Here is a 26896-nt window from a genome sequence, read left to right as displayed (position 1 = left end):
TGGTGGGCGCGGCGGGGCCGTGATGCTGTGGGCGGGTGCCCGGTGACCAGGTCCAGCCCGACCCGCGCATGCTGCTGACCCAGGCGGAACTGGCGGCGCTCGCGGACGCCGTGCACCGCTCCGAGAACGTGGCGGAGTCCGCGGAACGGCTCCTCGACGAGCTGACGCTGACCCGGCGGCTCCTCGACCACTGCCCGGCCGGTATCGCCGTACTCGACGGCGAGCTGCGCTACCTCTACCTCAACGACGCGCTCGCCCGGCTCAACGGCGTCCCGGCCGCCGAGCACCTCGGCCGCCGGCTCCCAGACGTGCTGCCGGACCTGGAGGCCTCGGAGCAACTGCTCGCGACGGTGCTGCGTACGGGAGTTCCCCAGGTCATCACGGTCGGCGGACAGACCCCGGCCGACACGACGGGCGACAACCGGTGGTGGCTGGGCGCCTACCACCGGCTGTCCGGGCCGTCCGGCGAGATCCTCGGAGTGGCCGGGGTCGTCATGGAGGTCACCGACGCGCTGCGCGGGCGCGAGGACCTCGTCCGGGCACGCAACCGCATGGCGCTGCTCGACGAGGCGAACCGCAGCACCGGCGCGACCCTCGACCTCGGCCAGGCCTGCCAGGCACTGGCCGACCTGCTGGTGCCGCGCTTCGCGGACTACGCGGCGGTGGACGTGGTGGACCCGGAGGGCACGCCCCAGGTGCTCTCGGCCCGGTATCCGCTGCGGCTGCGCCGGATCGCGCTCGCCACCACGCCGGAGCTTGCGGAGGTGTCCTCGCCGCTCGGCCTCCTCGGCGAGTTCGTCGTGTACCGGGCCGGTTCCCCCATGGCCCACGTGCTGGCCGACCGGCGTCCGCTCGTCCTCACCGACCCGGCCGACGAGGCGATGCGCCAGTTCGCCCTCTCGTACGAACGCAAGGAGCACTTCCGCCGGATGGGCGCGCACTCCGGAATCTATCTGCCCCTCGCGGTCAACGAGGAACTGGTGGGCGCGGTGATCGTGTTCCGGGCAGGTGACTCCGCCCCCCTCACCGACGCGGACGCGGAACTGCTCGGCGACCTCACCGACCGGGCCGCCACGGGCATCGCGCACGCGGTCCGCTACACCCGCGAGCACGAGACGGCACTGGAGATGCAGCGGGCCTTCCTGAACACGCCGACCGTCACGGGCCCCGGTGTGGAGACCCTGGGCCGCTACCTGCCGGCGGGCGCGGGGGCGGAGGTGGGCGGCGACTGGTTCGACACGCTCGCACTGCCCCACGGCCGCACCCTGCTGGTGGTCGGGGACGTCATGGGGCACGGCATCCGCGCGGCGGCCGCCATGAGCGAGTACCGCTCGGTGCTGCGCACGCTGGCCGTCCAGAGCAGCACCCCGGACTTCATCCTGCTCCAGGCCGAACGCACCGCGCTCACCCTGGAACTGGACCGGGTGGCGACCTGCCTGCTGGCCCTCCTGGACCCCCGTAGACAGTGCGCCACCTTCTCCAACGCGGGCCACGTCCCCCCACTGCTCGTGGCCCCCGACGGCACCCGCACGCTGCTCGGCCTCCCGGTCGCCCCACCCCTGGGAGTGGGCCTGGGCTCCTTCTCGGCCACCACGATCCCCGTCGCCCCCGGCTCCGTGCTCCTCCTGTGCACGGACGGCCTGATCGAACGCCGCGACCGCGACATCGAAACCGGCCTCACCACCCTGGCCGGCCTCCCCATCGACCCGGCGGCCCCCCTCCCCACCCTCCTGGAAACGGTCACCACCCACCTGGACCCGTCCACCTCGGAAGACGACGTAGCCATCCTCCTGGCCCGCACAGGCCCCCCACCCCCACACACGGACCACTTGCCGTGGCTGCCGCAGGGCTGGATGGGACGGGGGATTTCACCGCCGCGCTGAGGCCGGCCTCCGGTCGAGCCGCATGACCACGTGGTCGTGGAACCGGTCCACGGCCTCGTCGACACTGCGGATGAACCCGGACTCCGCGTTGCCCCGGCTGCTCCCCATGCTCCGGAAGAGCGACAGCCGGAAGCCGGCGATCTCGGCGTCGTTCCTGGGCAGAAGGTCACCGGGTTCCGGACGCAGCCGCTCCAGAGTTCCGCGGGGCCCGCCCGTCTGCCCCACCAGCAGGGTCTCGACGTGCAGGTCGGCCGGGGCGTCGGAGAGCTGGCGGACGAGCCGCTTGGCCCAGGTGAGCGGGTACCCCTGGTCCGGGGCGGCGATCTCGATGGACGTACGGAGCTTGCCGGTCCGCAGATCCGCGGAGAGCGCGAGGATGCCCGGTGTGCCCTCGATGCGGAGCTCGGAGTCCAGTCTGCCCGCCAGACATAGCTGGTCGGCGAGGGCCTCACGACGGACGTGGGGGTCGGTCCCGCGCTTCGCCCGTTGCACGGGGAGCACCTTCTGTCCCAGCTCGCCGCCCAGACGCAGGCACACCTGCCGTACGAGGCGCTCCCAGTTCTCGACCACCTCCACGGCCCGCTTGTCGCCCTGGCACAGGGTTTCGTCGTCGATGCCGTTGCGCACGGGCACCCAGGCCGGACCCATGTTCTGGAATCCGTGGCACCCGGAGTTGTCGTGCTGGAGGTAGTGCAGAAGTTCCTGGAGCAGCCAGGCGTGCGCCGCGTTGCCGACGCCTTCGTGGCGGATCAGCATCTGGGCCTGGTGGGCGACGTCGGCCCACGACAGGTGCCGCAGCGCGACCTTGTGCTTGCGCCGGCCGTCCGTCTTCACGTCGACCAGCGGGCTGCCGTCCAGCTCCACGTCGTTGGACAGGGTGATCACGGCCTCGTAGCCCCGGCGGGCGGCTATGTCCGCGTAGGCCTGGACCTGGTCGGGTTTGAGCGAGTTGCCATTGGTCTTGGTCTCGACCAGCGCGGTCCACAGCTTCCCCGCGCGCTCCACCCTGATCACACCGTCCGGCCGGCGCGGGGAGTCGCCGTTCGGCAGCGAGACCTCCGTGAAGGTCTCCATGTGTCCGGCGGGCGCCCCGAACTCCGCGGTGAGACGTCGGCCGAACTCCGGCACCTGCGCCATCACGGACAGCAGCACGGACGTCGCGCGGGTCTCTCTGTCGCGGTCGCTCTTGAGGGCGGAGACCGGGAAGAGCCGGGCCGCCCGCCAGGAGTCGTTCTCGGCGAGGGACTTCTTGGCCACCTTGGGCAGGGTGACCTTCTTCTTGGCCGTACGGGGCCGGGGCACCGCCTTGACCACGGGCTCGACCGGTTCCTTCACCACCGGCTCCGCCACGGCCTGCTCAGGGACGGGAAGGGGCGCGGGAACGGGAACGGAGGTGGGGACGGGGGTGGGAGTGGGGACGGACGCCTCAACCGCCACCGTCTCCGTCTCCGTCTCCGTCAGGGGTACGGCCTCCACGGCCGCGGGCTCCGCCACGACGTCCGGCTCGGCCTCCGCCGCCGCCTCGGCCTCCTCGACCTCACCCGCGTCGTCGTCGATGTCGACGCCGTAGTCCTGGGCCAGACCGGCGAGTCCGGACTCGTATCCCTGCCCGAGGGCACGGAACTTCCAGTCGCCGGCCCGTCGGTAGAGCTCGCCGAAGAGCAGTGCGCCGACCGCCCCGGCATCCTCGATCGAGAACCGCAGCAGCCCCTCGCCGGAACCGTCGGCCAGCGTCACCCGTACGTCGTCCAGGTCCCCGAACCTGGCTCCGTTGTAGCGGCTCGCCGCCACGATGATCTGCTCGACGTCCGCCGGGATCGCGGTCAGGTCGAAGGTGATGCGGTCCTCGTTGCCGTCCGCCGTGGGCGTCTTGCCCAACAACTGCACGCAACCGTCCGCCGCCACAGGGTTGTTGTAGAAGTAGAAGTCCGTGTCACTGCGGACCTTGCCGTCCGGTGCCAGGAGAAGGACGGACACATCCGCGTCCCCTTCGCCCGTAGGGCTGCTCCAGCCCAGACTCACCATGACGGAGCCCACGTCTTCGCTCAACGCCGTCAGTTCGACATTGGCGCCCTTGACCATCTCGTGCACGAGGCCCCCCAGATGCACCGCCGGCCAGACCTTGCCTGGCGGCTCATTCGTCGCGATGTGTGACGCGCCCCACACCCTGCGCATCAGGAGGGAACTGTAACGCCGGAATCAGGGACATCGACCCCGAATGGACGACTTACCCGGTCACTTCACGCGTCGGGCGTCGGCTCATGCCTCCACGATGATCGTGCCTATGGTCGATTCCGGGCCGGGGCCCTGTGGGCGGTCGACCTTCCACCAGCCCAGGACGTCCTCGTACTCCGGCTGGGGGACCGCGCGGCCCTCGGCCGTCATCAGGCGGCCCTGGTACGCCTGGGCGTAGCGGGCGCGGACCGAGTACGCGCCGGGTTCGTCGGGGACGACGAGTTCGCAGGTCACGTCCACCCACTCCGCCGGGCCCGGGTTGTCCTCGGCCAGTGCCTCGACGCTCGTACCGGCGTTGACCACCTTCAGGCCGCCCCCGCTGCGCTGCTTGCCGTTCCACACCGACGCCTGGGCCCGGTCCTCGCCCGCCAGTCCGACGATCACCTGGTTGACGGCGTTCCCGCACATCCCGCAGTCGTGCAGCACCTCGAACTCGACCCGGTACGAACCTCCTCCCCGCACTCTCGCCTCGGCGCCCCCGCCGTCGATCCGCACCTCACGGATCCTGAAGCGCGACGGCTCCACCATCTCGGGTCCGGGCGCGGAGGCCGGGGTGCCGTGGACATCGCTGTGACTCGTCTTGTCAGTCATGTGCCGATCAGTCATGTGACGAGTCAACAGGCCGCCACTGACAACGACCCGGCGAATCGACGACTCGACGGCTCACCGCTTCTCGTACGGGTCCGAAGGTGCCGTCGTCCTCTTCACCGACACGGCGTCCAGTACCGGGCGGGCCGCGTCCGTGCCGGGCTTCCCGGTGGGGTGCCAGGTTCCGGTGACCGTCACCCAGGTGTCGGCCGCCGGGGCGTCCTCGCCGCGGATCTCGACCTTCAGCGCCTGCGCGTCGGCGGCGCAGCAGGTGACGCGCAGCCGGGCCACGGACCAGGCGCCGTCGTCGTCGCGGGTCACGAAGCCGGTCAGCCGGACCGTGCGCCCCTTCAGGGACGCGCCCGTGTCCCACTCCGCCCGCGAGGCGAACACGCCCAGGGTCAGATCGAGGGGGTCCCCGGCCGGGAGCTCGGGGAAGGTGCCGGCGCCCTGCGCCGCGACCCTCGCCTCCTCGCGTTCCGCGCTGTACGAGCCGAGCGCGGGCGGCGGGAAGAGGAGGAGGGCCAGGGCGGGGGCGGTGAGGAGCCAGGCGATACGGGGGTTACGGGCGTGGGCGTGGGCGTGGGCGTGGGCGTCCGAACGGTCGGGGTCGGCGGCTTCGTCCTCACCTTCACCCCCGTCCTCGTTCCTCGCGTCTCCCGCGTCCTCGTCTCCCTCCTCCTCTTCGTGGGTTCGGGCGAGCAGGCCCAGGAGACCGAGTGCGATCAGTGCCGCGCCGGAGGCTATGAGGTACGGGCGCAGGCCCTCCTTCACATAGCGCAGATACAGCTCGCTGAAGAGGGCGATCCGCAGCAGTGCCGACCCGCACAGGATCAGCAGCACGCCCTGCGGACGCAGGCGCAGGCGCGGACGCGGACGCGGACGCAGGCCCGGGTGTTCGCGGAGGCTCACAGCAGCCACCCGCCCACCAGCACGCTGCTCACCACGGCCACCACCCACGTCACGGACGAGAACCGGACCGCGAACGCCCGCCCGAAGGTCCCCGCCTGGAGGGCGACGAGTTTCAGGTCGACCATGGGCCCGACGACCATGAAGGCCAGCCGGGCCGTGGGCGAGAACCCGGTCAGCGAGGCCGCCACGAAGGCGTCCGCCTCGGAGCACACGCACAGCACGACGGCGAGGACCGCGAGCAGCAGCACCGACAGCCAGGGCGAGCCGGTGAACACGTCGAGCAGGGACCGCGGCACCAGGATGTTGAACGTCGCCGCAGCCGCCGCCCCCAGGACGAGGAAGCCCCCGGCATGCAGGAAGTCGTGCTGGAGCCCGTCCCGGAAACCCCGCCACCCGCCCGTCCCGGAGGCTCCGCCGCCACGCCGTACCGACGGCAGCCACTCCTCCTTGCCGAACCGCACCCACAGCCACCCCATCGCGACCGCGGTGGCGAGGGACGCGACGAGGCGGGCGCCGACCATGGCCGGATCTCCCGGGAAGGCGATGGACGTGGCGACGAGGACGACCGGGTTGACGGCGGGCGCGGACAGCAGGAAGGCGAGCGCGGCGGCCGGCGCGACCCCGCGCCGCATCAGACTGTCCGCGACGGGCACGGACGCGCACTCGCACCCCGGGAGCACCACCCCGGCCGCCCCGGCGACGGGCACGGCGAGCGCCGGATTCCTCGGCAGTACGCGTCGGAAGACCCGCTCGGGAACGAACGCGCCGATCGCCGCCGACACGACCGTGCCCAGCAGCAGGAAGGGGATGCCCTGCACGGCGACGGCGGTGAACACGGTCCACCAGGCGGCCATGGCGGGGGTGGCGAGATCGAGTACGACCATCGGCCCGAGCACCGACCCGACGGTGACGACGGCGAGCAACGCCACCCCACCGACCACCGCGTACACGAGCGCCCGGGCGACCACCCGCGCCGCGTCGGCTGCATTCCGTCCGTTTTCCATACAGGACAGCAGGCTAGCGACGACTCCTGTGCACACCTGCGGAGGGCCTGGGAGAACCCTGTCAGCGGAACAGCGCGCCCCGCCGGCGGGCGCAGCCCGTCAGGGGCGCGGGGAACTGCGCGACCGGCCCCCACCGAACCCGCACCCGAAAACAGCCCCTGAGCTACGCAGGACCTAGTGAGGAACCGCGTTGGCCGCACTGACGAGCGCGGCGAACGCAACCACAGCCGCACCGAACGCCGCGATGAACCGAGCCGGAAGGTAGCGCGTGGCAATGCGTCGGAACACGGCGACAACCTCGCAACGTCAACGTAGGCCAGCGTATTAAATGTGCTTCATCGTGCGCTTAACGCGCCGCTTAACCTAGGGCGTGTTCGCCTCCGGGGCAAGGGCCGCATTGAGCCGATCGGCGGCCTCCCCGCAAGAGTTAACTTGCCCGTTTCAACCGGAAGTTGGATAGCGGACAGGAGTAAGTCGGCTTACTGGCATGCTTACGTCATGGCCGAGCGCGACGACCCGGGAATCATCGGGCGCAGAGTGCAGCAACTGCGTACGGAACGCGGGCTGACACAGAAACAACTGGCGGAACCCGCCTACACCCCCGCGTACGTCTCCACGCTGGAGGCAGGACGCGTACGGCCCTCCGAGGAGGCCTTGCGGCACATCGCCGAACGGCTCGGGGTCGCCTACGAGGAACTGGCCACCGGGCGGCCCGCCCACCTCGCCACCGACCTGCGGCTCAGGCTCACCGACGCCCAGCGCACGCTGGCGACCGGCGAGGCGGAGATCGCCGCCGAGCAGTACACCGAACTGCTCGCGGAGGCGGAGGCCCACGGCCTGAACGCCGAGTGCGCCGCCGCCCTGCTCGGCCTCGGCGAGTGCGCCATGGACACCGGCGACCTGGCGACGGCCCGCCTGCGTTTCGAGGAGTCGGAGAAACGGCTCGCGGACGAACCGCTGCCCGTCCGCGTCCCCGCCCTGCGCGGCCGTGCGGTCTCGCACTACCTCGCGGGCGAACTCCGGTACGCCTGCTACCTGCTCGAATCCGCCATCGACGAGCTGAACAAGGGCGGACTGCACGACCCGGACGCCCTGCTGCTGCTGTACGCGGCCGTGATCGCGCCCTACATGGACATGGGCGCGCACGCACGGGCCGCGCAGGCGGCGGAGTTCGCGCTCGCGCTGGCCCCGCAGGTCGGCGACCCCGCGCTGCTGGCGCGTATGCACCGGTCCGTCGCCCGCACGATGATCGCCGAGGGGCGGATCGCCGAGGCCGACGCGTCCCTGGGCAAGGCGGCGGAGCTGTACCGGCAGCTCCAGATCCGTACCGAACTCGCCAACTGCCACTGGATGCGCGGGTATCTGTACGCGCAGAACGGTGACCTGGAGCGCGCCGAGAACGAGTTGCGCGAGGCGCAGGCCATGCACTCCGCGCAGCGCGCCGCGCTCTACACCAGCCAGGTCGCCGTGGAACTGGCGGACGTCCTCCACCGGCGCGGCAAGTCGGAGGAGGCGGCGACGCTGCTCCACGGCGTACTGGGCGACCTCAGCAGCGAGCGCGGGGCCGTCCACTCCGCGGGCGCGCACCGGCTGCTCGGCATCATCGCGGAGGACAGCCGGGACACCGAGACGGCCGAGGAGCACTACGTGCGTGCGCTCAGCCTGCTGGAGCGGGCGGGCGCGGCGGGGGATCTGGCCGACCTGTGCCGTCTGCTCGGGGACCTGCTGCGGCGTACGGGGCGGATCGACGCGGCGCTGGACGCGTACCGGACGGGACTCGGACACCGCACCGCGCCCGGGACGACGACTCTGGGGCCGGCGCCGGCGCATCCGCCGCTCTGACGGGTCCCACGAGTCCCGCCTGCCCCGATGTGACGGAAACCATCCGAAATCCCCCTCCTGGCAGCACTCCGCCCGCTTTACGGTGGACGAATGTCATCCGCCGCCCCCCTGACCCCGCTGGCCGAGATCGCCCGCACGTACGCGCCGCGCTTCGCGGAGTTCGCGTTCGAGCCGGCGTTCACGGCGGCGGTGGATCAGCATGTGGCGGAGTTGCGCGACCGGCTGGCTTCGGCGGGGCCCGGTCTGGTCCCGCTGCCGCCGGACCGCGAGACCCTCACGGACTACGCCCTCGGCTTCCTCGACGGGCTCGCGGAGACGGACTGGCGGGAGCCGGTGGGCCACGACTACGCGGTGTGCCGCCTGACGGCGATCAGCTGGCTGATCGATCTGCATGGGCTGATCCCACCCCAGCGCGACCACTAGCCGTGGGGGCCGGAATCGTACGGGTCCGCATGCGGCTGCGGGCCGGCGGGGGCCGTTCGCGCCGTTCCCCGCGCCCCTGGGAAGTGGGGGGCCACCCGGGATCACGGGTGCGGGCCGCACGTGGCTGAGCGCGCAGTTCCCCGCGCCCCTAGGGGGGGGGTGGGGGGTCGCCTGGACGTCGAGTGCGGGTCGTGCGTGGCTGAGCGCGCCGTTCCCCGCGCCCCTGGGAAGTGGGGCCGGGGGTGTGTTTCCGACCGCAGGTCGTATGTGGCTGAGCGCGCCGTTCCCCGCGCCCCTGGAAGGTGGGGCTGCGCCCCTGCCTTTCGTCTTTTGGGGGCGCGGGGAACTGCGCGGCCCGCCCCCGCCGGGCCGCGGGTGGGTTTCGGCCGTTACATGTCCATCGTCGAGCCGGCGCCGGACTCCGGGCCTCCGGTCCGATCCGTCCGCTCGCGGGCCGGCTGCCCGCGCAGGGCGTCATCGCGGCCCGACTGATACGCCGACATACTCCCCTTCGCGTTCAGCGACTCCCGCTCCGCCGTGGACAGCCACCGCTCCCACCGCTGACGCATCGGCATGATCATGCCGCCGCCCACGCCGACGATCAGGACACCCGCCACGGCCGCGAGGGCCGCGTACAGGACCGGCTGGGTGACCGCCGTCGCGATGCCCGCCTGGCCGAGCGCCGCGATGACGCCCAGCGCGAGGATGGCGGCCCACATCATGGTCGCCACCGTCCTCCCGTAGGAGACGGACGACAGCGCGCTGCCGACGATCGTGCGGACGCCGTTCGCGATGGCCATCGCGATCACCACGAGGACCACGGCGACGATGCCGCGCGGCAGCCACGCCACGATCCCGTTGATCATCTCGCTGACGGGGTTCGCGCCGAAGACACCGAGCGCGAGCTGCAGCGTGATCAGCATCAGCGCGTAGTACACGATCTTGCAGACGATCCCGGTCATGTCGTACTTGGACTCGCTCAGCAGCCGTTCGGTGCCGGCCCGCTCCGACAGGCGTTCGGAGCCCACCTTGCGCAGGACCCGGTCCAGTACGCGGGCGATCATCTTCGAGATGACCCAGCCGATCACCAGGATGACGAGGAACCCGATGAGTTTGGGGACGAATGTCGCGATCTTCGACCAGGCGTCGTCGAGCCCCTGGGTGAAGTTGATGGCGAGCGTGCCTGCCATGCCGCACTTCCTTCGGTGGGTGTCGTCCCCCTCCCTCGTGGATAGCAGCGACACCCCGCCGCAACCGCGCTGAACACCGCCATACGAGTGACACGCGCCGCATACGCTGACGAGGTGACCTCTCCCGCCGAAACCCCCGCCGTCGGACCCTCCGCCGCCGCGCGCACCGCCCTGGACCTCACCGCCGACCTGCCGCTGCCCGCGCTGGAGGACCTCTACCGGGACCTCCACCGGCACCCCGAGCTGTCGGCACGCGAACACCGCACCGCCGGGGTCCTCGCCGGACGTCTGCGCGAGGCCGGGTACGAGACGGCCGAGGGCGTCGGCGGGACCGGCGGCCCCGGTGTCGTCGGGGTGCTGCGCAACGGCGACGGGCCGACCGTCCTGCTGCGCGGTGACATGGACGCGCTGCCGGTCACCGAGGAGACCGGGCTGCCGTACGCCTCCGAGAACCCCGGTGTCATGCACGCCTGCGGGCACGACCTGCACGTCACCTGGCTGACCGGCGCCGCCGCGGCGCTCGCGGCCGGGCGGGACACCTGGTCCGGCACGCTCCTGGTGGTCGGACAGCCCGCCGAGGAGACCGGTACGGGCGCCGCGGCGATGGTGGCGGACGGCCTGTACGAACGTTTCCCGCGCCCGGACGTCCTGCTGGCCCAGCACGCGGCCCCCGGCCCGGCCGGGCTGTACGCGCACACGCCGGGCCTGATCATGTCGGCGTCCACGGACGTCGACATCGTCGTGCACGGGGTGGGCGGGCACGGTTCACGGCCGGAGGCGACCGTGGACCCGGTGGTGACGGCCGCGTACATCGTGACGCGGCTGCAGAGTGTCGTCTCGCGCGAGATCGCGGCCCGCGAGTCGGCCGTGCTGACCGTGGGCCGCATCGAGGCGGGCACCCGGCACAACATCATCCCCGCCGAGGCCCGCATCTCCCTCAACCTCCGTACGCAGTCCGCCGAGGTGCGGGAGCGGATGCTCGCCTCGATCCGGCGTATCGCGGCGGGTGAGTGCGCGGCGGCGGGCTGCCCGCGCGAACCGTCCGTGACGGTGAGCGGGAGTTTCCCGGTGACCGTGAACGACGCCGACACCGACCGCCGGGTCGCGGCCGTGCACGGCGAGGTCTTCGGCGCGGGCACGGTCCTCGACTTCGGCCCGGTCATGGGCAGCGAGGACTTCCCGTTCCTCGCCGAGGGCGGGGCAGGGGGCAGGCTCCCGTACGCGTACTGGTTCGTGACGAGCACCCCGGCGGAGGTCTGGAACGCGGCAGCCGCCGAGGCCGGGGACGATCTCCTGGAACAGCTGGCCGCCGTCCCCAGCAACCACAGCCCGCACTTCGCCCCCGACCTGGCGACGGTCGGCCCCGGCGTACGGACGCTGGTGTCGGGCGCGCTGGAGATGTTCGCCGGCTAGGGCCTGTCTGACAATTCCCGTCGTCGCCCGGAGGGCGGCCGGGCGGCGTCAGGTGCGTGCTCTCGCCGTGCCGGGCGCAGGGCCTCGTACTGGACGTACTTGGCTCTGTGCCCGGTGCGGCGAGAGTGCGTGCATGGCGTCGCCCGGCAGGCGGGAATTGTCAGACAGGCCCTAGGGCCTGTCTACGGACTCACCTGCGTGCCGAGGCGGCTGAGGTTGCGGCGGATGTCGTCCAGTGCGCCCTGCCGGCGCCCGGGGACCCGTCCGCGCAGGTCCGCCAGCGCGGGTCCCAGTTCACGGGCCCGTGTCGAGTCGCCGATCCGGCCCCACTGGTGGTGCGCCCGGTCGACGGCCGCCTCGACGGCGGTGGCGTCGGCGGGCTGCCCCGCGGTCAGCCGCGCGTCGGCCACCGCCAGCCAGATCCGGCAGCTCAGTTCGGCGTCGCCCGCGAACATGGCCAGGTCCGCTCGCACCTCCATCCAGTGCACGACCTCGTCGGCGCCGGGCCCGTACGTCCGCAGCGCGGTCCGCTCCCACTGTTCGGCCAGTACGGCGGCCTCGGCGTGCCGGCCGCTCTGCACGGCGGCGGTGATCTCGGCGTGCGGGTCCACCGGGGCGGGCACGGGAGGCGGCACCGCGACGGGCGGGGTCGTGGGCATGGGCACGACGGCGAGGTAGGGCGCGGGCACGGCCATGGGCACGGATGCGGGCGCGGGCAGTGGCACTGGCAGGGGCGCGGTCGCCGGTGCCGCCGCGTACCCGTGGGCCGTCGCCGGGCCCGGCATCGGGACCCCCGCCCGGTACCTGGGTTCGACCGCGAGTACGAGGTCCCGGTGCGCGGAGTCCGGGTCCTCGCCGTACGAGCGGGTCAGCGCCTGCTGGTGGAGCTGCGCGAGCGGCGGCCGGTGACCGCTGCGGAGGATCGTGGCCAGGGACTTCATGTACGTGGGTACCGCCAGCGCGCGGCGCGGGGGAGGCGGGGCCACACGGCCGTACAGCGCGACACCGGGGCCCCCGGTGAGGGGCTGGCCCGCCAGGTGCTGCCAGGTCTCCGCGTCGGTGTGCAGGTCGACGAGGAGGGTCGTACTGCCCGGGGCGCGCAGCCGGAGTTCCTCGCGGATCCAGTGCCACGGGAAGCCGGTGTAGCGGACCGTCGCGGGCGTCGTCCGGGCGAGCGCCAGGTGCGGACGCCGCTGTCTGCGGTCCAGTTGGAGCTGGCCGGTGAGGAAGACCGTGAGCGGTCCCGGGGCCGTCGCGGCGGCCCGCAGCCGGGTCAGGACGGCCTGCGGCTGCAGGGGGTCGGCGAGTTCGACGACGTTCGCGGTGTCGGTGCCGGAGAGCACGGAGGGGGCCACCGCGGCGAGTACGGGGAGCACGGACGCGGCGTCGACGAGGCATCCCTTGCCCGCCGGCGACGCGGCGATCAGCAGTACGGTTCCGGGCATCGCCGTCTCCCTCCCCTTCGCTTCCCCTTCGATCACTACGGCAGCACGGTAACCGGTGCGGGTGCAAAGGGGGTTGTGGTCGGGGCGATAGGGGGTGGGTGGTGGCGGTTTGTTCGACCCCGGCTCACCCACCGACCGGGCGGACCGCGAAGATCGTCGTGTCGTCCACCAGGTGGCCCGTGCTGTGGCGGAGGGTGCCTTCACGGACCAGTTCCACCAGATGGCGGGGATGGGTGATGCCGGGGTCGACGGACACGGCCAGGGCGACGCGTTCGTGGAGCGGGAAGAAGGCGCCCTCGGCGTCCCGGGCCTCCGTCACACCGTCCGTGACGAGCAGCAGGGTCTCGCCGGGGGCGAAGGGCACCCGGCGGACCGGCGGGACGCCCGAAGCCGGTCCCGCCAGCCCGCCGAAGCCGAGCGGCAGGCCGTCGCCGGGCGGCAGGAGGCGTACCCCGGACGGTCCGGCCACCAGCGGGGGCTCGTGCCCGAAGTTGACGACCTCGATGTGGCCGCCGGGAGCACCGGGCGGCGGGAACCCCACGAGGACCGCCGTCGCGAAACGTTCCACGCCCCGGGTCGGCTCCTCGCCCAGACCGGCCACGTACTGCCGCTGGCGGCGCATCCGCGTCTCCAGCCGTTCGGCGACGACGGCCAGGGACTCCTCGTGGTACGCGGACTCGCGGAACGTGCCGAGCAGCGCGGCGGCGGCGTCGACCGCGGGCAGGCCCTTGCCCTGTACGTCGCCGAGGAGGACGCGGGTGCCGTGCGGGCCGGGCTGGATGTCGAAGAAGTCGCCGCCGACACGGGCCTCGATGTCGGCGGCGAGGTAGACGGCCGCGTGGTCCAGGCCGGCCCAGGGGGTGGGCATCGGGCGCAGCACCGTACGGCGGGTCGTGTCGGCGACGTCCCGCATGTGCAGCATCCGCCGCTCTTCGCGCACGCGCACGGCACACGCCATGGTGGCCAGGGCGCCGCCCACGGCGACGAGGATGAAGTCGGGCAGGCCCGTCTGGTCCTGGTGCGGCCAGGCGGCGTCCACCTCGATGTACGTGATGAGGGCGAGCGCGGCGAGGACGGCCGTGCCGCGTACTCCGCAGATGGCCGCGGCGATGCCGGGGACCAGGACGATCCAGGAGATGATCCGGAACTCGCCCGACGTGTTGCTGTCGATCACGGCGATCGCGGTGAGGAGGAGCAGTGGGGGCGCCCAGGCGACGCTGCGTCCGCGCACGCGGAGCAGTTGCTGCCGCTGGGCCCGCGTTCTCTGCTCCGCGCCGCCACTCACCCGCCCAGCGAAGCACGCACGAGTACGCGCCGCACGCCGGGACCCTCGAGGACCGAAAGCCGCGCGCGTCCCTACCTGCGGCCCCGGTGGGGGCCGAGCGCGCAGTTCCCCGCGCCCCTCAAGGGGCAAAAGCCGCGTGCGTTCCCACCTGCGGGCCGGTGGGGGCTGAGCGCGCCGTTCCCCGCGCCCCTCAAGGGGCAAAAGCCGCGTGCGTTCCCACCTGCGGGCCGGTGGGGGCTGAGCGCGCCGTTCCCCGCGCCCCTCAAAAGCGGGGCTGCGCCCCGGCTTTTGGCCCCCGGGCGCAGCCCGTCAGGGGCGCGGGGAACGGCGCAGTCTTTTGCCTTTGGCCTTTAGGGGCGCGGGGAACTGCGCGGCCAACCCCCACCGAACCCGCAGACGAAGGTGCAGGCCGGGGCGCAGCCCCGCCTCTGAGGGGCGCGGGGAACTGCGCGAACGGCCCCCACCGGGGCCGCAGGCGGCACACGACCGCACCACGTAAGCCCGCCGCAGGCGGACCCTCATCGACTTGCCGTTCGAACCGCCCAGGTGTGATCTGGAAGGCGGGGGCGAGGAAGAGAGGAGTGCTGTCATGGCTCATACGGCACCCGCAAGGACCGGCCCACGAACCACCCACCACCCCACCATCCCGCTGAAAGCGAAACTCGTACTGCCCGCACTCGCCGGCATCGTCTACGGCCTGTGGACCTCCGGCATAGCCCGCCACGCAGGCCCGATCACCGGCTGGAACGTCCTCCTGGGCGTCGTCTCGGCCCTCGTGTTCGCCGCGGCCGCGTACGGCGTCCACGCCGTCGCCCCCCGCCTGCCCCGCGAACTGCGCGCAGCCGCCTGGGCGGCGTTCGCGGGCATCGCGTTCGGTTTCGTCTACAGCCTCACGGACGCCGGTGTCGTCAAGACCGTGGGCCTGTCCCTGGTGATCGCGGCAGGCGTCCTCGTGATGGTCTTCTACCGCTACTACACGACCGAGGACTGAAATCGGCGCGTAACGGTACGCACCGGTACGCGTGACGACGGGGCCCCGGCTGCACGCCGGGGCCCCGTTCTCCTCGGACCCGCTCACTGCCCGCCGGGCACCCACTCCCAGCCGGAGCCCGCGGCGTCCGAAGTCTCGTCCCACCGGTCCTTCCAGGCCCCGTCGCAGGGGTCGGAACACTTCGGCACACCCTCTCCGCCGAGGTCGACGAACGCCGCGCTCGCCCAGGCCCGCGCCCCGACGAGCCAGTACCAGTGCGGGTTGCCGAAGACGTGCGAGCCGCGCACCACGCACGCGACCCGGTCCTGGCTGCCGGGCGGGAGCCGGTCGACGACTTCCGAGCCGAGGTCGGGGCGGGCCCGCACCTTCAGGTCGCCGCGGGAGACGACGGTCCCCCACACGGGGTCTCCGCCGTGGCGGTCGCCGCGCCGGTCGCCGAGGTCGCCGGCGGTCGCCGTACCTGCGGCTGCGACGGTCAGCACACCGCCGCTGACCAGGGCGGTTCCTAGGATCCTGAGAGCCAGGGTGACACGCATGATCGGCCTCCTCTCCCCCGGAACCAGGTAACACCCGTTCGGGTCAACCCTCCACCGGAGGCCCTCGCCGCACGGCCCCCGCGGCCCCACCGATGAGTTTCCGCGGCCCCGGGGGTCTGTATTCCGAAACGAGTCACCGAACCAGTCACCAGAACGACGCGGATGGGCGGACCGACATGACGAGCAGCAACCGCACCGACCACTGGGCCGGGCCGGCCATCGAGACCGCGGGGCTGGTGAAGACCTTCGGCGACACCCGCGCGGTCGACGGCGTGGACCTGCGGATCGAGCCGGGCACGGTGTACGGCCTGCTGGGCCCGAACGGCGCGGGCAAGACCACGACCGTCCGCATGCTGGCGACCCTGCTGCGCCCCGACGGCGGCGAGGCGCACGTCTTCGGCCACGACGTCGTACGGGAGGCGGACGCGGTCCGCGGCCGGGTGAGCCTCACCGGCCAGTACGCGTCGGTGGACGAGGACCTGACCGGCACCGAGAACCTTGTGCTGCTGGCCCGTCTGACCGGCCACGCCAAGAAGGCCTCGTACGACCGCGCGGCCCAACTCCTGGACGCCTTCGGCCTGTCGGAGGCGGCCGGCCGCCAGGTGAAGAACTACTCGGGCGGTATGCGGCGGCGTATCGACATCGCCGCGTCCATCCTCAACACCCCGGACCTGCTGTTCCTGGACGAGCCGACGACCGGCCTCGACCCGCGCAGCCGCAACCAGGTCTGGGAGATCGTGCGGGCGGTCGTCGCCCAGGGCACCACGGTCCTCCTCACCACCCAGTACCTGGACGAGGCGGACCAGTTGGCGTCCCGGATCGCCGTCATCGACAAGGGCAGAGTCATCGCCGAGGGCACGAAGGGCGAGCTGAAGGCGTCGGTGGGGGCGGGCGCCGTGCACGTACGGCTGCGGGACGCGGACCGGCGTCCGGACGCCGAGCGGGTGCTGCGGCAGGCCCTGGGCACGGACGTGCAGTTGGAGCCGGATCCGGTGGCGCTGACGGCCCGGGTCGGCAACGGCTCGCCGGACGGCTCCGCAGCCGCCGAGAAGGCGTCTCGCGCCCTCGCCGAACTCGCCCGCGCGGGCATCACCGTCGACAACTTCTCCCTCGGCCAGCCGAGCCTGGACGAGGTCTTCCTCGCCCTCACCGGAAACCCCGACGGCCGGTCCGACGGCCCGCACGACAGCCGTCCCGAACCCCGGCCGACGCTGAAGAAAGAGGCCACGGCATGAGCACCGCGACCCAGTCCTCCGGCACCGGAACCGCGGACACCGCGGACCTCGCGCCGGTCCGTACCGAGAGCCTCGCCGCGATCCTGGTCGCCGGCGAGCGCCCGCCGCGCCCGAACGCCCTCCAGGCCTCGCTCACCTTCGGCTGGCGGGCGATCCTCAAGATCAAGCACGTTCCGGAGCAGCTCTTCGACGTGACGGCGTTCCCGATCATGCTGGTGCTGATGTACACGTACCTGTTCGGGGGCGCGCTCGCCGGTTCCCCCGAGGAGTACATCCAGTACCTGCTCCCCGGCATCCTCGTGATGTCGGTCGTGATGATCACGATGTACACGGGCGTCTCGGTCAACATCGACATCGCGAAGGGCGTCTTCGACCGCTTCCGCTCGCTGCCCATCTGGCGCCCGTCGACGCTGGTCGGCTATCTGCTCGGGGACGCCCTGCGCTACACGATCGCGTCGGTCGTGATGCTCGCGGTGGGCCTGATCATGGGCTTCCGTCCGGACGGCGGCGTCCAAGGCGTGGTGGCGGGCGTCGTCCTCCTGCTCGTCTTCTCGTTCGCCTTCTCCTGGGTGTGGACGATGTTCGGCCTGCTGCTGCGCACGGAGAAGTCGGTCATGGGCGTGAGCATGATGATCCTGTTCCCGCTGACCTTCCTCAGCGACATCTTCGTCCGCCCCGAGACGATGCCGGGCTGGCTCCAGGCCTTCGTCAACAACAACCCGGTCACCCATCTCGCCTCGGCGGTACGCGGCCTGATGGACGGTTCCTGGCCGACCGCCGAGATCGCGTGGTCGCTGGGCTGGGCCGGGGTGCTGGTCGCGGTCTTCGGCCCGGTCACGATGAGGCTCTACAACCGCAAGTAGGAAGGCCTTCCGGAGCTCGGCGAAGGCCGTCCGGGTCCCCCGGAAGAACGCAATCCGCGTCCGGATGCAGTCACCCCGGCCGTGCCCCGATGGCGAGGGGCGCGGCCGGGGTTCTTCCTTGAGAGGTGCGGAAAGACACCGGCCCTGACCCCTCGGCGCTGAGGAAGGTCCTCTCGGCGCTGCTGATCGTGCTCGCCTGCGTCCTCGTGCCGCTGGGCGGGCTGTCGGCGTGGGCGAAGTACGAGATCGGCGACACCGGGCGGTACGTCGACACGATGGCGCCGCTCGCCGCGGGACCCGACGTCCAGGGCGCGATCGCGGACACCGTCACCGACGGGATCATGAGCGAGGTCGAGGTCGGGCCGCTGGAGGGGGAGGTCCGCGCGTACGTCCACCGGGCGGTGCGGTCCTTCACCGGTACGGAGGCCTTCCGCGCGGCCTGGACCACGGCGAACCGGGCCGCGCACGACGCCGTCCTGCGGGCCCTGCGCAGCGACAGCGAGGGCGCGGTCACACTCGACCTGGCCCCGGTCACCGCCCGCCTCAAGGCCCAACTGGCCGACGACCGCGTGCCGTTGGCGAACCGCATTCCCGTCGAGCACACCGAGGTCACGGTCCTCGGGGCCCAGGAGCTCAGCTCCCTGCGGAAAGGCTTCCCCATGCTGGAGATCGCGGGCTTCTGGCTGCCGCTGGCGGCGGTCGCCCTGGCCCTCGGCGGCATCCTGCTGGCCGTACGCCGCCGCCGTGCCGTCACGGCCACCGCGCTCGGCATGGCCCTGGGCGCCGCCCTGCTGGCGCTCGCCACCGTCATCGGCCGGGCCATGACTCTCGCGGGCCTGCCCGAGCACGTCTCGCGCGCCGCGGCGGGCGCGGTCTACGACGCCCTCACCGAGACCCTGCGCACGGCGGCCTGGTTCATCCTCGCCCTCGGCCTCACGGTGGCGCTGGCGACCTGGCTCACGGACGCCCGCGCGCGACGTCGCGCAGCGTCCGCAGTGCCTGTCCCAGCACCGGTACCGGAACCGACGCGAGCCCGAGCCTGACGGCGTCCGGCGCGCCCTGCGGCCCCACCGCGAAGGCCGGGCCCGGGGTGACCGCGACCCCGCGGGCGGCGGCGGCAGCCGTGAAGGTGTCCGCGCGCCAGGGCGCGGGCAGCTCCCACCAGGCGTAGTACGCGTACGGGTCGGCCCGGACCGTGAACGGGGCGAGCAGTTCCGCGACGACACGCTGGCGCCGGGCCGCGTCGGCCCGCTTCCTGCCGACGAGCCGCTCGACGGTCCCGTCCCGGATCCACCGCGTCCCCGCCTCCAGCGCGAACCGCCCCGCCGTCCACCCGCCCGACCGCAGGGCCCCGCCCACCGCCCCGGCCCGCTCCTCGGGCACGACGAGGAAACCGACGGTCAGTCCGGGCGCCACCCGCTTCGACAGCCCGTCGACGACATGGACGCGCTCGGGGGCGTACGCGGCGAGCGGCACGCCCTCTTCATGGAGGAACGACCAGATGCGGTCCTCGACGACGGGCAGATCCACGTCCCTTACGACGGCGGCGAGTTCGCGCTTCCTTCGGTCCCCCGCCGTCACGCCGGTCGGATTGTGCAGCGTCGGCTGGACGTAGAGGGCGGAGAGCGGGGCGGCACGGTGGCCGGCGGCGACGGCGTCGGGCCGCAGCCCCTCCTCGTCCGTGGCGAGCGGCACGAGCGTGCAGCCGATCCGCTCGGCGATCTCCTTGACCAGCGGATACGTCAGCGCCTCCACGCCGACCCGCCCACCGGGCCGTACCAGCGAGGCGAGGACGCCCGCGATGGCCTGCCGGCCGTTCCCGGCGAAGAGGAGCTGCCCGGGCGCGGGCCGCCACCCGGATCCCGCCAGCAGCCCCGCGACGGCCTCGCGCGCGGCGGGGGTCCCGGCGGCCGGGACGGTACGGGTGGCCTCGCCCAGCACGTCGGCCCGCAGCAGCGGCGCGAGCCCGTCGGCCATCAGCTCCGACTGCCCCGGCACGGACGGGTAGTTGAGCTCCAGATCGATCTTCACCTGGGGGTCGTGGTCGTGCGTGGCCTCCGCGAGGGCCCGGCCCGAGGGGGGCGGGGCGGCCCGTACGAAGGTGCCGCGCCCGACCTCGCCGACGACGAGACCGCGCCGGACCAGTTCTCCGTACACGCGCCCGGCCGTGGACCCCGCGATGCGGCGGCGCCGGGCGAACACGCGCTGCGGCGGCAGCCGCTCACCGGCCTTCAGCCGCCCCGAATAGATCTCCTCGGCCAGCCGGTCGGCAATACGCCGGTAGTCCTCCACGCCGCCCCTTCCCGAAACGCAGGTGAATCCCCCCGGATTGCACCGAGAGCAAAGATCTTATTGCACCGAGGAGTTGACGGGATCTAGGGTCCGATCATGGCTCCCTTCCTCGCATACGAGGACAAAGGCCCGCATGCCGCCACGGCGCTGCCTCTTGTCCTGATCCACGGCCACCCCTTCGACCGCACGATGTGGGCTCCCCAGGTGGCGGCCTTCGCCCGGGAGCGCCGGGTGATCGTGCCGGACCTGCGGGGCTACGGCGCGTCCCCGGTCGTCCCCGGGATCACCCCGCTCTCCGTCTTCGCCGAGGACGTGGCGGCCCTCCTCGACGAACTCCGGGTACCCGAATTCGTCCTCGGAGGACTCTCCATGGGCGGCCAGATCGTCATGGAGTGCTACCGGCAGTTCCCCGAACGGATCCGGGGCCTGCTTCTGGCGGACACGTTCCCCGCGGCGGAGACGCCCGAAGGGAGGAAGGCGCGGGGCGCGATGGCCGAACGGCTGCTCCGCGAAGGGATGGGCGGGTACGCCGAGGAGGTCCTGTACCGGATGGTGGCGCCGTACGCCCGCCCTGACGTGGTGGCGCAGGTGCGCCGCATGATGACGGGGACGTCGGCGGAGGGGGCCGCGGCGGCCCTGCGGGGGCGGGCCGAACGGCCGGACTACCGGGAACTGCTGACCCGGGTCACCGTTCCCACGCTGGTGGTGGTGGGGGAGGAGGACACGTTCACTCCCGTGGCGGAGGCGGAGGCGATGCACGCGGCTGTGCGGGGGTCTGTGCTGTGTGTCGTCCGGGGCGCGGCCCACCTCCCGAACCTCGAACGCCCCACACCTTTCAACAACGCCCTGACCGACCTACTGACCCACTGCGATCCCGCGCGGCCCGGTGGGGGCGGGCCACGCCCCTGACACCTGCGGGCCCGGTGGGGGCGGGCCGCGCCCCTGACACCTGCGGGCCCGGTGGGGGCGGGCCACGCCCCTGACACCTGCGGGCCCGGTGGGGGCGGGCCGCGCAGTTCCCCGCGCCCCTCAAAAGCGGGGCTGCGCCCCTGCTTTTGCCCCTTCAGGGGCGCGGGGAACGGCGCAATCTTTTGTCTTTTAGGGGCGCGGGGAACTGCGCGAACGGCCCCCACCGGGCCGCAGACGAAGGGGCCGGCAGGGGCGCAGCCCCGCCTTTCAGGGGCGCGGGGAACGGCGTGGCAAGCCCCCGTCACGCAACCCCGCACGCACTCCCCCCGTCTTTGAGAGAGGATCCATGCAGATGGACCGGGGTGGGTGGGGCGGAAGAAGTGGAAGGCACGGCCTTGCGCAGTACGACGACAGCCGAGACAAGCACGTGGACCAGGGACGACAACGTCCCGGTGTCGAGACACGGCAGCACACGGCCCGGCGCCTGGTTCGCAGCCTTCCTCCTCCTCACCGTGAGCATCGTCCTGGGCTGCCGCATAGCCGACACGGACGCCATCACCCCCATCCCCCAACTGCTCGCCTTCCTCCCCTGGCTCCTCGCCCCCACCGCCGTGGCACTCCTGTTCGCCGCCCTGTCGCACTGGCGCATCGGCCTCGTCTGGGGCGTGGCCGCCCTCGCCGTGACCGCCTGGTACATCGAGCCGTACGGCAAGACGATGGAACCCGGCGGCGTCCCGGTCGCACAGATCCGCGTACTCACCGCGAACGTCGAGTTCGGCCGGGCAACGGACAGCCTGATCGAGGCGGTCTCGAAGCAGCGCCCGGACCTGGTCTTCGTCCAGGAGTGCGAGGACACCTGTGAGAAGAAGCTGAACCAGGCCTTCGGCAAGGGCACCAAGTCCAAGGACGGCGTCTACCCGTACCGGCAGGCCGTGGAGAGCGCCACCTCCGAGGGATCCGACGGTTCCGTCATCCTCAGCCGTCACCCCCTGACCCCCACGAAGGGCATCGCCGCGACCATGGGCATGCCCGGCGCCACCGCCGACGTGGACGGCCAGGTGATCCACCTCCAGCTGGCCCATCCGATGCCGCCGCTGCCGTCCCACCTGGGCACCTGGCGCAAGGAGCTGGCCGCCCTGCGCGACTACGCCGCCGCGAACATCGGCCGGCCGACCGTCGTCGCGGGCGACTTCAATGCCACCCAGGACCACGCGGCCTTCCGCCGCATCCTGGACACCGGCTTCATGGACGGCGCCCGGCTCACCGGCGACACCCGTACCCCGAGCTGGCCCGCGCTGACGGCCCCGGCCTTCGGTGCCCAGATCGACCACGTCCTGGTGTCCCGGGGCTTCACGGCGACGAGGACCCGTTTCCTGGACCTGGACGACACCGACCACCGGGCCCTGGTCGTGGACCTGACCTTGCGCAAGAGCACGTGACGGGACCCGTACCCGGACGGGATCCGCACCCGGAAAACACGACGTGGGCCGCCCTCTGTGCAGGAGAGGCGGCCCACGTCCGTGGGGGGTGGGTGGTACATCCGAGGGGGACCCGCGGGTCCCGGCGTCGGGGCGGTGCGGCGCCGACTCCGCACCGCCCCGACGCAGGATCAGTACGGCCGGCTCAGTCCTGGTTGACCTTCGCCAGGGCCTTGGCGAGCCCGTTGGCCCACAGCTGGTTCACGCGGGAGCGCTCCGCGCTGTTGGGGATCGAGTTCGTGCAGGACGTACCCGGTCCGCCGCCCGACATCAGCTCACTGCACGGACCGGAGTAGTGGTCGGGGAGTCCGAGCACGTGCCCGGTCTCGTGGGCGGTGACGCGCGTGGAGTCGTACTGCTGGTTCTGCGCGTAGTCGAGGAATATGTACCCTCTGCCGTGCCCGTCCGTGGACGCGTACGAACCGCGCGAGTCGTTGCCCTCGCGGTAGGTGAAGCTCGCACCGCTGCTGCCGGCCTGGAGCTTGACGTTCGAGACGGAGCTGTTCCAGATCGACGTGCTGCGGGCTATCTGGGTGGCGAAGGACGGCGCCGCCGAGGCGTTGTAGACCACGGTGACGGCGGCGGCGGACGTCGGGTTCGCGGCGCGCTTCTCGGCCACGGACTTCAGCACGGCTTCGAAGAAGGCCTCGTTGGCCTTCGCCTCTTCGCCGGAACCGCTGTAGCCCGCGCCCGCCAGGGAGGCGACGGAGGTGGTGGACGCCGGCTCCGGCGCCTGGGCCGCCGAGGCCGGGACCGTACCGAGCGCCGCCGCCGTGAGGCCGAGGCCGAGCGCGGCGGAGAGCATGGGTGTGGACAGTCGCATCGATGACTCCTTGCGTGGGGGGTGAAGTCGTCACCGAGGAGTTTCGGCGTCTGTGAGGCGGCTGTGATGATGCCAACAGGCGATAGGACACTGCTATCCGTACGAAACCGATCGCCCGACTCACCAGATTTGGATGGGGTTTGTGCGTCTGGTGAAAGCTGTACTTCCGTTTTAGGCTCCGGCGGCATGGACCTTGAGGTCAGGCACCTCCGCGCACTGTGCGCCATAGCCGACACCGGCAGCCTGCACCGGGCCGCCCGGCAGCTCGGCGTGGCCCAGCCCTCGTTGAGCACCCAGCTCAAACGCATCGAGCAGGAGCTCGGCGGCCCCCTCTTCCTCCGCGAACGCACCGGCTGCCGCCCGACCCCGCTCGGCCTGGTCGTCCTGGGCCGCGCCCGCCCGCTCGTGGCCGAAATGCGGTCGCTGGTCGCGGAGGCACGGGCCGCCGCGACGGACGCCGACGGGCCCCAGCTCCGTATCGGTTCCACCGCGAGCCGCGCCCTCGCGGGCTGGCTGCGCCGGCTGCGTGCCCGCCAGCGCGAACCGGTCCTGCAGATGGACGTCTCCCCGAACGCCCTGCTGCGCATGCTCGCCGCCGGGCGGCTCGACGTGGCCTTCGTGCACGAGGTGGAGGGCAGCCCGCTGCGCATCCCGGACGGGCTGGCGCTGCGCGTCCTGGTCGACCGCGAGCCGCAGTTCGTCTCGCTGCCGGCCGACCATCCGGCCGCCGCGCGGACGGAGGTCCGGCTCACCGACCTGGCCGGGGACCGGTGGATGATCGATCCGACGGTCGACGGCGAGTGGGACGCCGTGCACCGCATGCTGCGGGCGGCCGGGCTGCGGCCGCGGGTGCTGCACGGGGACTACCACACGGCCGCCTCGCTGGTAGCGACCGGCGAGGTCGTCACGGTGTGCCAGCCGACGTGCCAGCCGCGGCCGGAGATGGCGGTGCGGCGGATCCAGGGGGATCCGCTGGGGGTCCGGCTGGTGCTCGCGGCGCGTACGGAGGGGGAGTTGGACCTTGTGTTCCCCGAACTGTGGGAAGCGTACGCGGAGGTTGCGCGGGACGCCCCCGGCTATGGGGAGTGGCTGGATCTGGTGGGGGTGTAGGGACATTCCCGGGGGCGGTGTGACGGTCGTGTGTCGGGTGCGGGCCGGTGGGGGCCGTTCGCGCAGTTCCCCGCGCCCCTAAAAGCCAAAGGCGAAAGACAAAGGGCGCCCTCCTCCCTGGAAGGCGCCCTCTGCCCGTGGGCACATCAAACGCCGATGTCCTCGCCGTCCTTGCGCCAGACCGAGACCACCGACGGGCGGACGATCTTGCCGGGGCCGTCGGGCCAGACGCTCGCCGGGTTCTCGACGGTCGCGCCCGTGATCTCGCCCGGGTGCTGGACCGCCACGAGGACGCGGCGGTCCTGGACGAGCGGGCCGCAGGTCTCGGCGCCCTTCGGCACGGTCAGGAACTGCTTCAGCTCACCGCGCCGGTCGCCCTTGGTCGCCACGCCGAACAGGCCGTCGTGGGAGCCGAGCTGGGCGCCGTCGGTGGAGATCCACAGGTTGCCGTGCGGGTCGAAGGCCACGTTGTCCGGGCAGGAGATCTGGCTGACCTTGTCCTTCGGGTAGCCCGCGAAGTACGTCGCCGGGTCCTTCGGGTCGCCCGCGACCAGGAACAACGACCAGGCGAAGCTGGTGGCGTCGGCGCGGTTGCGGCGCTCGGTCAGCTCCAGGACGTGCCCGTGCTTGTTGGCGTTGCGCGGGTTGGCCTCGTCGACCTTGGCGTTGGAGCCGACACCGCGGTTGGTGTTGTTCGTCAGGGCGACGTACACCTTGCCGGTGTGCGGGGAGGGCTGGATGTCCTCCGGGCGGTCCATCTTCGTGGCGCCCACCTTGTCACCGGCGAGGCGCGTGAAGACGTACACCTCCTCGGCGGTCATGCCGGGGACGTGCGAGACGGCGCCCTTCGCGGTGGCGGTGGCCAGCGGGATCCACGTACCGCTGCCGTCGAACTCGCCGTCCGACGGGAGCTTGCCGGTGCCGTCGATCTCGATCGCCGGGGAGTCGCCGGTGAGCTTGGCGACGTACAGCGTGCCCTCGTCGAGGAGGGTCAGGTTGTGCTCGCGGGCGGCGCGGCTGTTGCCGTGGCGCATCCGCTTGCTGCCGACGAACTTGTACATGTAGTCGAAGCGCTCGTCGTCGCCGGTGTAGGCGACCGGGCGGCCGTCGTCCGTGAGACGGATCGTCGCGCCCTCGTGCTTGAACCGCCCGAGCGCGGTCCGCTTGCGGGGCGTCGAGGTCGGGTCGTACGGGTCCAGCTCGACGATGTAGCCGAAGCGGTGGACCTCGTTCGGCTCCTGGGCGACGTCGAAACGCTTGTCGAAACGCTCCCACTTGCGCTCGGTGGCGCCGGTGCCGATGCCGTAGCGCGCGTCGGTCGTGCGGCTCGCGTTGGCGAAGTACTGGTTGAAGTTCTCCTCGCCGTGCAGCGTCGTGCCCCAGGGGGTCTCGCCGCCGGCGCAGTTGTTGAGCGTGCCGAGGACCTTCTTGCCGGTCGGGTCGGCGGAGGTCTTCAGGAGGGCCGAGCCCGCGGCCGGACCGGTCACCCTGAACTCGGTGGTCGCGGTGACACGACGGTTGAGGTGGTGGCGGGGCACTGCGGTGAGCTTGCCCGTCCTGCGCTCCTCCTCGACCACGACGACACCCAGACCGTGGGCCTGCCAGGCGATCTCCGCCTGCTCGCGGGTCGGGTTCGCGGGGTCGTAGCCCTTGAACATCAGGACTTCGTCCGTGTACTCGTGGTTCGCCACGAGCAGCTGACGGCCGCGCTCGCCCGGCAGCGGGAGCAGGGCGAGGAAGTCGCAGTTGTAGCCGAACTGGCCGGCCTGCGCCGCCGCGGTCTGCCTGTCCGGGTCGAAGGCGGGGGCACCGCGCAGGATGGGCTCGCCCCAGCGGATGACCACGTTCTGGCCGTAGCCCTCGGGGACGGTGACGGCGTCGGTGGTGTTGGGCGCGACGGGGGTGAAGCGCAGACCGCGGGCGGCCTTGCCCTTCGAACCCTGGGAGCCGTGTGCGCCGTGCGAACCGGCTCCGAAAGTGGCCGCCGCGCCCTCGGCGGGCTGGGCGGCGGCCGGGGCCGCGCCCGCGCCGACGAGCGCCCCGCCGGCCGCCGTGGTCACGGTCACCGCGGCGGCGGCACGCATCATCGAACGACGGCTGAGTGCTCCGGCGATGACGTCGCCGACGTATTCGTTGGCGCTGGTGTTGGGCGCCGGGTGGAAGCAGGCATCACCACAGCGGTACCGGCAGGTCATCTCGGAACGGCCGCCCGGGTGTGAACCGGTCGAGCCGAGCAGAGGCAGCAGGTTGCGCACGTTCCCTCCCCTATGTCTGTGTCTGGCGAGACGCTAGGGGCACGCGCGTGCGAGAGCGCGGACGCAAGGTGAACGGAGAGTGAACTGGGCCCAGCCAAAAGGGCTTTGACCCCGACAGGCGTGCGGGAACCGGGTCCATGTTTGGGCCCGATAAAGATCTTCGGCCCTGGCGGCTAACCTTACG

At 72.3% G+C, this 26896-nt stretch carries 22 protein-coding genes; 11 read left to right on the top strand and 11 right to left on the bottom strand.

Annotation, left to right across the window (positions count from 1 at the left end):
- Window positions 1-35: 35 nt before the first annotated feature.
- The gene (locus ACZ60E_RS13080; protein ID WP_469440065.1) at window positions 36-1883 is read left to right on the top strand and encodes a SpoIIE family protein phosphatase; all 1848 of its coding nucleotides are present in this window, start codon (window positions 36-38) and stop codon (window positions 1881-1883) included.
- Here the strand turns inward: ACZ60E_RS13080 and ACZ60E_RS13075 are convergent.
- The 4 genes from ACZ60E_RS13075 to ACZ60E_RS13060 form a co-directional block, all read right to left on the bottom strand.
- Window positions 1869-3965: a TerD family protein gene (locus tag ACZ60E_RS13075; RefSeq protein WP_469440469.1), complete on the bottom strand. Its 2097-nt coding sequence runs from the start codon at window positions 3963-3965 to the stop codon at window positions 1869-1871. The two genes, ACZ60E_RS13080 and ACZ60E_RS13075, sit on opposite strands and share 15 nt — an antisense overlap.
- Window positions 3966-4142: 177 nt before the next feature.
- Entirely contained in the window at window positions 4143-4709 is a 567-nt protein-coding gene (locus tag ACZ60E_RS13070; protein WP_469440063.1) for a hypothetical protein, read from the bottom strand.
- Between the two features lie 72 nt (window positions 4710-4781).
- Entirely contained in the window at window positions 4782-5570 is a 789-nt protein-coding gene (locus ACZ60E_RS13065) for a TIGR03943 family putative permease subunit (RefSeq protein WP_469440468.1), read from the bottom strand.
- A 44-nt stretch (window positions 5571-5614) separates the two neighbouring features.
- Window positions 5615-6622 (bottom strand): permease, encoded by a 1008-nt coding sequence (locus ACZ60E_RS13060; RefSeq protein ID WP_469440062.1) that lies wholly within the window; start codon window positions 6620-6622, stop codon window positions 5615-5617.
- Between the two features lie 498 nt (window positions 6623-7120).
- On the opposite strand from ACZ60E_RS13060, the gene ACZ60E_RS13055 reads away from it, so the two are divergent.
- A complete protein-coding gene (locus ACZ60E_RS13055) occupies window positions 7121-8464 on the top strand; it encodes a helix-turn-helix domain-containing protein (RefSeq protein ID WP_469440061.1) in 1344 nt (447 codons plus the stop codon).
- A gap of 90 nt (window positions 8465-8554) precedes the next feature.
- The gene (locus ACZ60E_RS13050) at window positions 8555-8887 is read left to right on the top strand and encodes a DUF6401 family natural product biosynthesis protein (protein WP_384803604.1); all 333 of its coding nucleotides are present in this window, start codon (window positions 8555-8557) and stop codon (window positions 8885-8887) included.
- A gap of 389 nt (window positions 8888-9276) precedes the next feature.
- Here the strand turns inward: ACZ60E_RS13050 and ACZ60E_RS13045 are convergent, their stop codons facing one another.
- A complete protein-coding gene (locus tag ACZ60E_RS13045) occupies window positions 9277-10077 on the bottom strand; it encodes a mechanosensitive ion channel family protein (protein ID WP_384803607.1) in 801 nt (266 codons plus the stop codon).
- A gap of 114 nt (window positions 10078-10191) precedes the next feature.
- On the opposite strand from ACZ60E_RS13045, the gene ACZ60E_RS13040 reads away from it, so the two are divergent.
- Window positions 10192-11490: an amidohydrolase gene (locus ACZ60E_RS13040; protein WP_469440059.1), complete on the top strand. Its 1299-nt coding sequence runs from the start codon at window positions 10192-10194 to the stop codon at window positions 11488-11490.
- A gap of 182 nt (window positions 11491-11672) precedes the next feature.
- Here ACZ60E_RS13040 and ACZ60E_RS13035 read toward each other — a convergent pair whose 3' ends face one another.
- Both ACZ60E_RS13035 and ACZ60E_RS13030 read right to left on the bottom strand, forming a co-directional pair.
- A complete protein-coding gene (locus tag ACZ60E_RS13035) occupies window positions 11673-12935 on the bottom strand; it encodes a hypothetical protein (RefSeq protein WP_469440057.1) in 1263 nt (420 codons plus the stop codon).
- 124 nt (window positions 12936-13059) lie between these two features.
- Window positions 13060-14220, bottom strand: coding sequence for a PP2C family protein-serine/threonine phosphatase (locus tag ACZ60E_RS13030; protein ID WP_469440055.1), 1161 nt, complete (start codon window positions 14218-14220; stop codon window positions 13060-13062).
- Between the two features lie 589 nt (window positions 14221-14809).
- On the opposite strand from ACZ60E_RS13030, the gene ACZ60E_RS13025 reads away from it, so the two are divergent.
- Window positions 14810-15211, top strand: a complete 402-nt coding sequence (locus tag ACZ60E_RS13025) for a hypothetical protein (protein ID WP_469440053.1) — start codon at window positions 14810-14812, stop codon at window positions 15209-15211.
- An 83-nt stretch (window positions 15212-15294) separates the two neighbouring features.
- On the opposite strand, the gene ACZ60E_RS13020 is transcribed toward ACZ60E_RS13025, so the two are convergent.
- Window positions 15295-15747, bottom strand: coding sequence for an SH3 domain-containing protein (locus ACZ60E_RS13020; RefSeq protein WP_384803622.1), 453 nt, complete (start codon window positions 15745-15747; stop codon window positions 15295-15297).
- A 176-nt stretch (window positions 15748-15923) separates the two neighbouring features.
- Between ACZ60E_RS13020 and ACZ60E_RS13015 the strand changes: the two genes are divergently transcribed.
- The 3 genes from ACZ60E_RS13015 to ACZ60E_RS13005 all read left to right on the top strand — a co-directional run bounded on the left by ACZ60E_RS13015 (window position 15924) and on the right by ACZ60E_RS13005 (window position 18888).
- Window positions 15924-16982, top strand: a complete 1059-nt coding sequence (locus tag ACZ60E_RS13015; protein ID WP_469440051.1) for an ATP-binding cassette domain-containing protein — start codon at window positions 15924-15926, stop codon at window positions 16980-16982.
- Window positions 16979-17845 (top strand): ABC transporter permease, encoded by an 867-nt coding sequence (locus tag ACZ60E_RS13010; protein WP_469440050.1) that lies wholly within the window; start codon window positions 16979-16981, stop codon window positions 17843-17845. The genes ACZ60E_RS13015 and ACZ60E_RS13010 overlap by 4 nt, the downstream gene beginning before the upstream one ends.
- Before the next feature lie 125 nt (window positions 17846-17970).
- A complete protein-coding gene (locus ACZ60E_RS13005; protein ID WP_384803631.1) occupies window positions 17971-18888 on the top strand; it encodes a hypothetical protein in 918 nt (305 codons plus the stop codon).
- Here the strand turns inward: ACZ60E_RS13005 and ACZ60E_RS13000 are convergent.
- Entirely contained in the window at window positions 18803-20137 is a 1335-nt protein-coding gene (locus ACZ60E_RS13000) for an aminotransferase-like domain-containing protein (RefSeq protein ID WP_469440047.1), read from the bottom strand. The genes ACZ60E_RS13005 and ACZ60E_RS13000 overlap by 86 nt on opposite strands.
- 96 nt (window positions 20138-20233) lie before the next feature.
- On the opposite strand from ACZ60E_RS13000, the gene ACZ60E_RS12995 reads away from it, so the two are divergent.
- Complete coding sequence (locus tag ACZ60E_RS12995) at window positions 20234-21046, top strand: alpha/beta fold hydrolase (protein ID WP_469440046.1); 813 nt, start codon at window positions 20234-20236, stop codon at window positions 21044-21046.
- Between the two features lie 395 nt (window positions 21047-21441).
- Complete coding sequence (locus ACZ60E_RS12990) at window positions 21442-22485, top strand: endonuclease/exonuclease/phosphatase family protein (protein WP_469440044.1); 1044 nt, start codon at window positions 21442-21444, stop codon at window positions 22483-22485.
- 184 nt (window positions 22486-22669) lie between these two features.
- Here the strand turns inward: ACZ60E_RS12990 and snpA are convergent, their stop codons facing one another.
- Entirely contained in the window at window positions 22670-23347 is a 678-nt protein-coding gene (snpA, locus tag ACZ60E_RS12985; RefSeq protein ID WP_384803642.1) for a snapalysin, read from the bottom strand.
- 186 nt (window positions 23348-23533) lie between these two features.
- Here snpA and ACZ60E_RS12980 point away from each other — a divergent pair, with 186 nt between their 5' ends.
- Window positions 23534-24457, top strand: coding sequence for a LysR family transcriptional regulator (locus ACZ60E_RS12980; protein ID WP_384803644.1), 924 nt, complete (start codon window positions 23534-23536; stop codon window positions 24455-24457).
- A gap of 146 nt (window positions 24458-24603) precedes the next feature.
- On the opposite strand, the gene ACZ60E_RS12975 is transcribed toward ACZ60E_RS12980, so the two are convergent.
- Window positions 24604-26712, bottom strand: coding sequence for a PhoX family protein (locus ACZ60E_RS12975; protein ID WP_469440040.1), 2109 nt, complete (start codon window positions 26710-26712; stop codon window positions 24604-24606).
- Between the last annotated feature and the right edge of the window lie 184 nt (window positions 26713-26896).

Source organism: Streptomyces sp. NPDC102514, assembly GCF_055584525.1.
The sequence above is the reverse complement of the archived record's forward strand: the minus strand, read 5'-3'. Positions and strand labels throughout refer to the sequence as shown.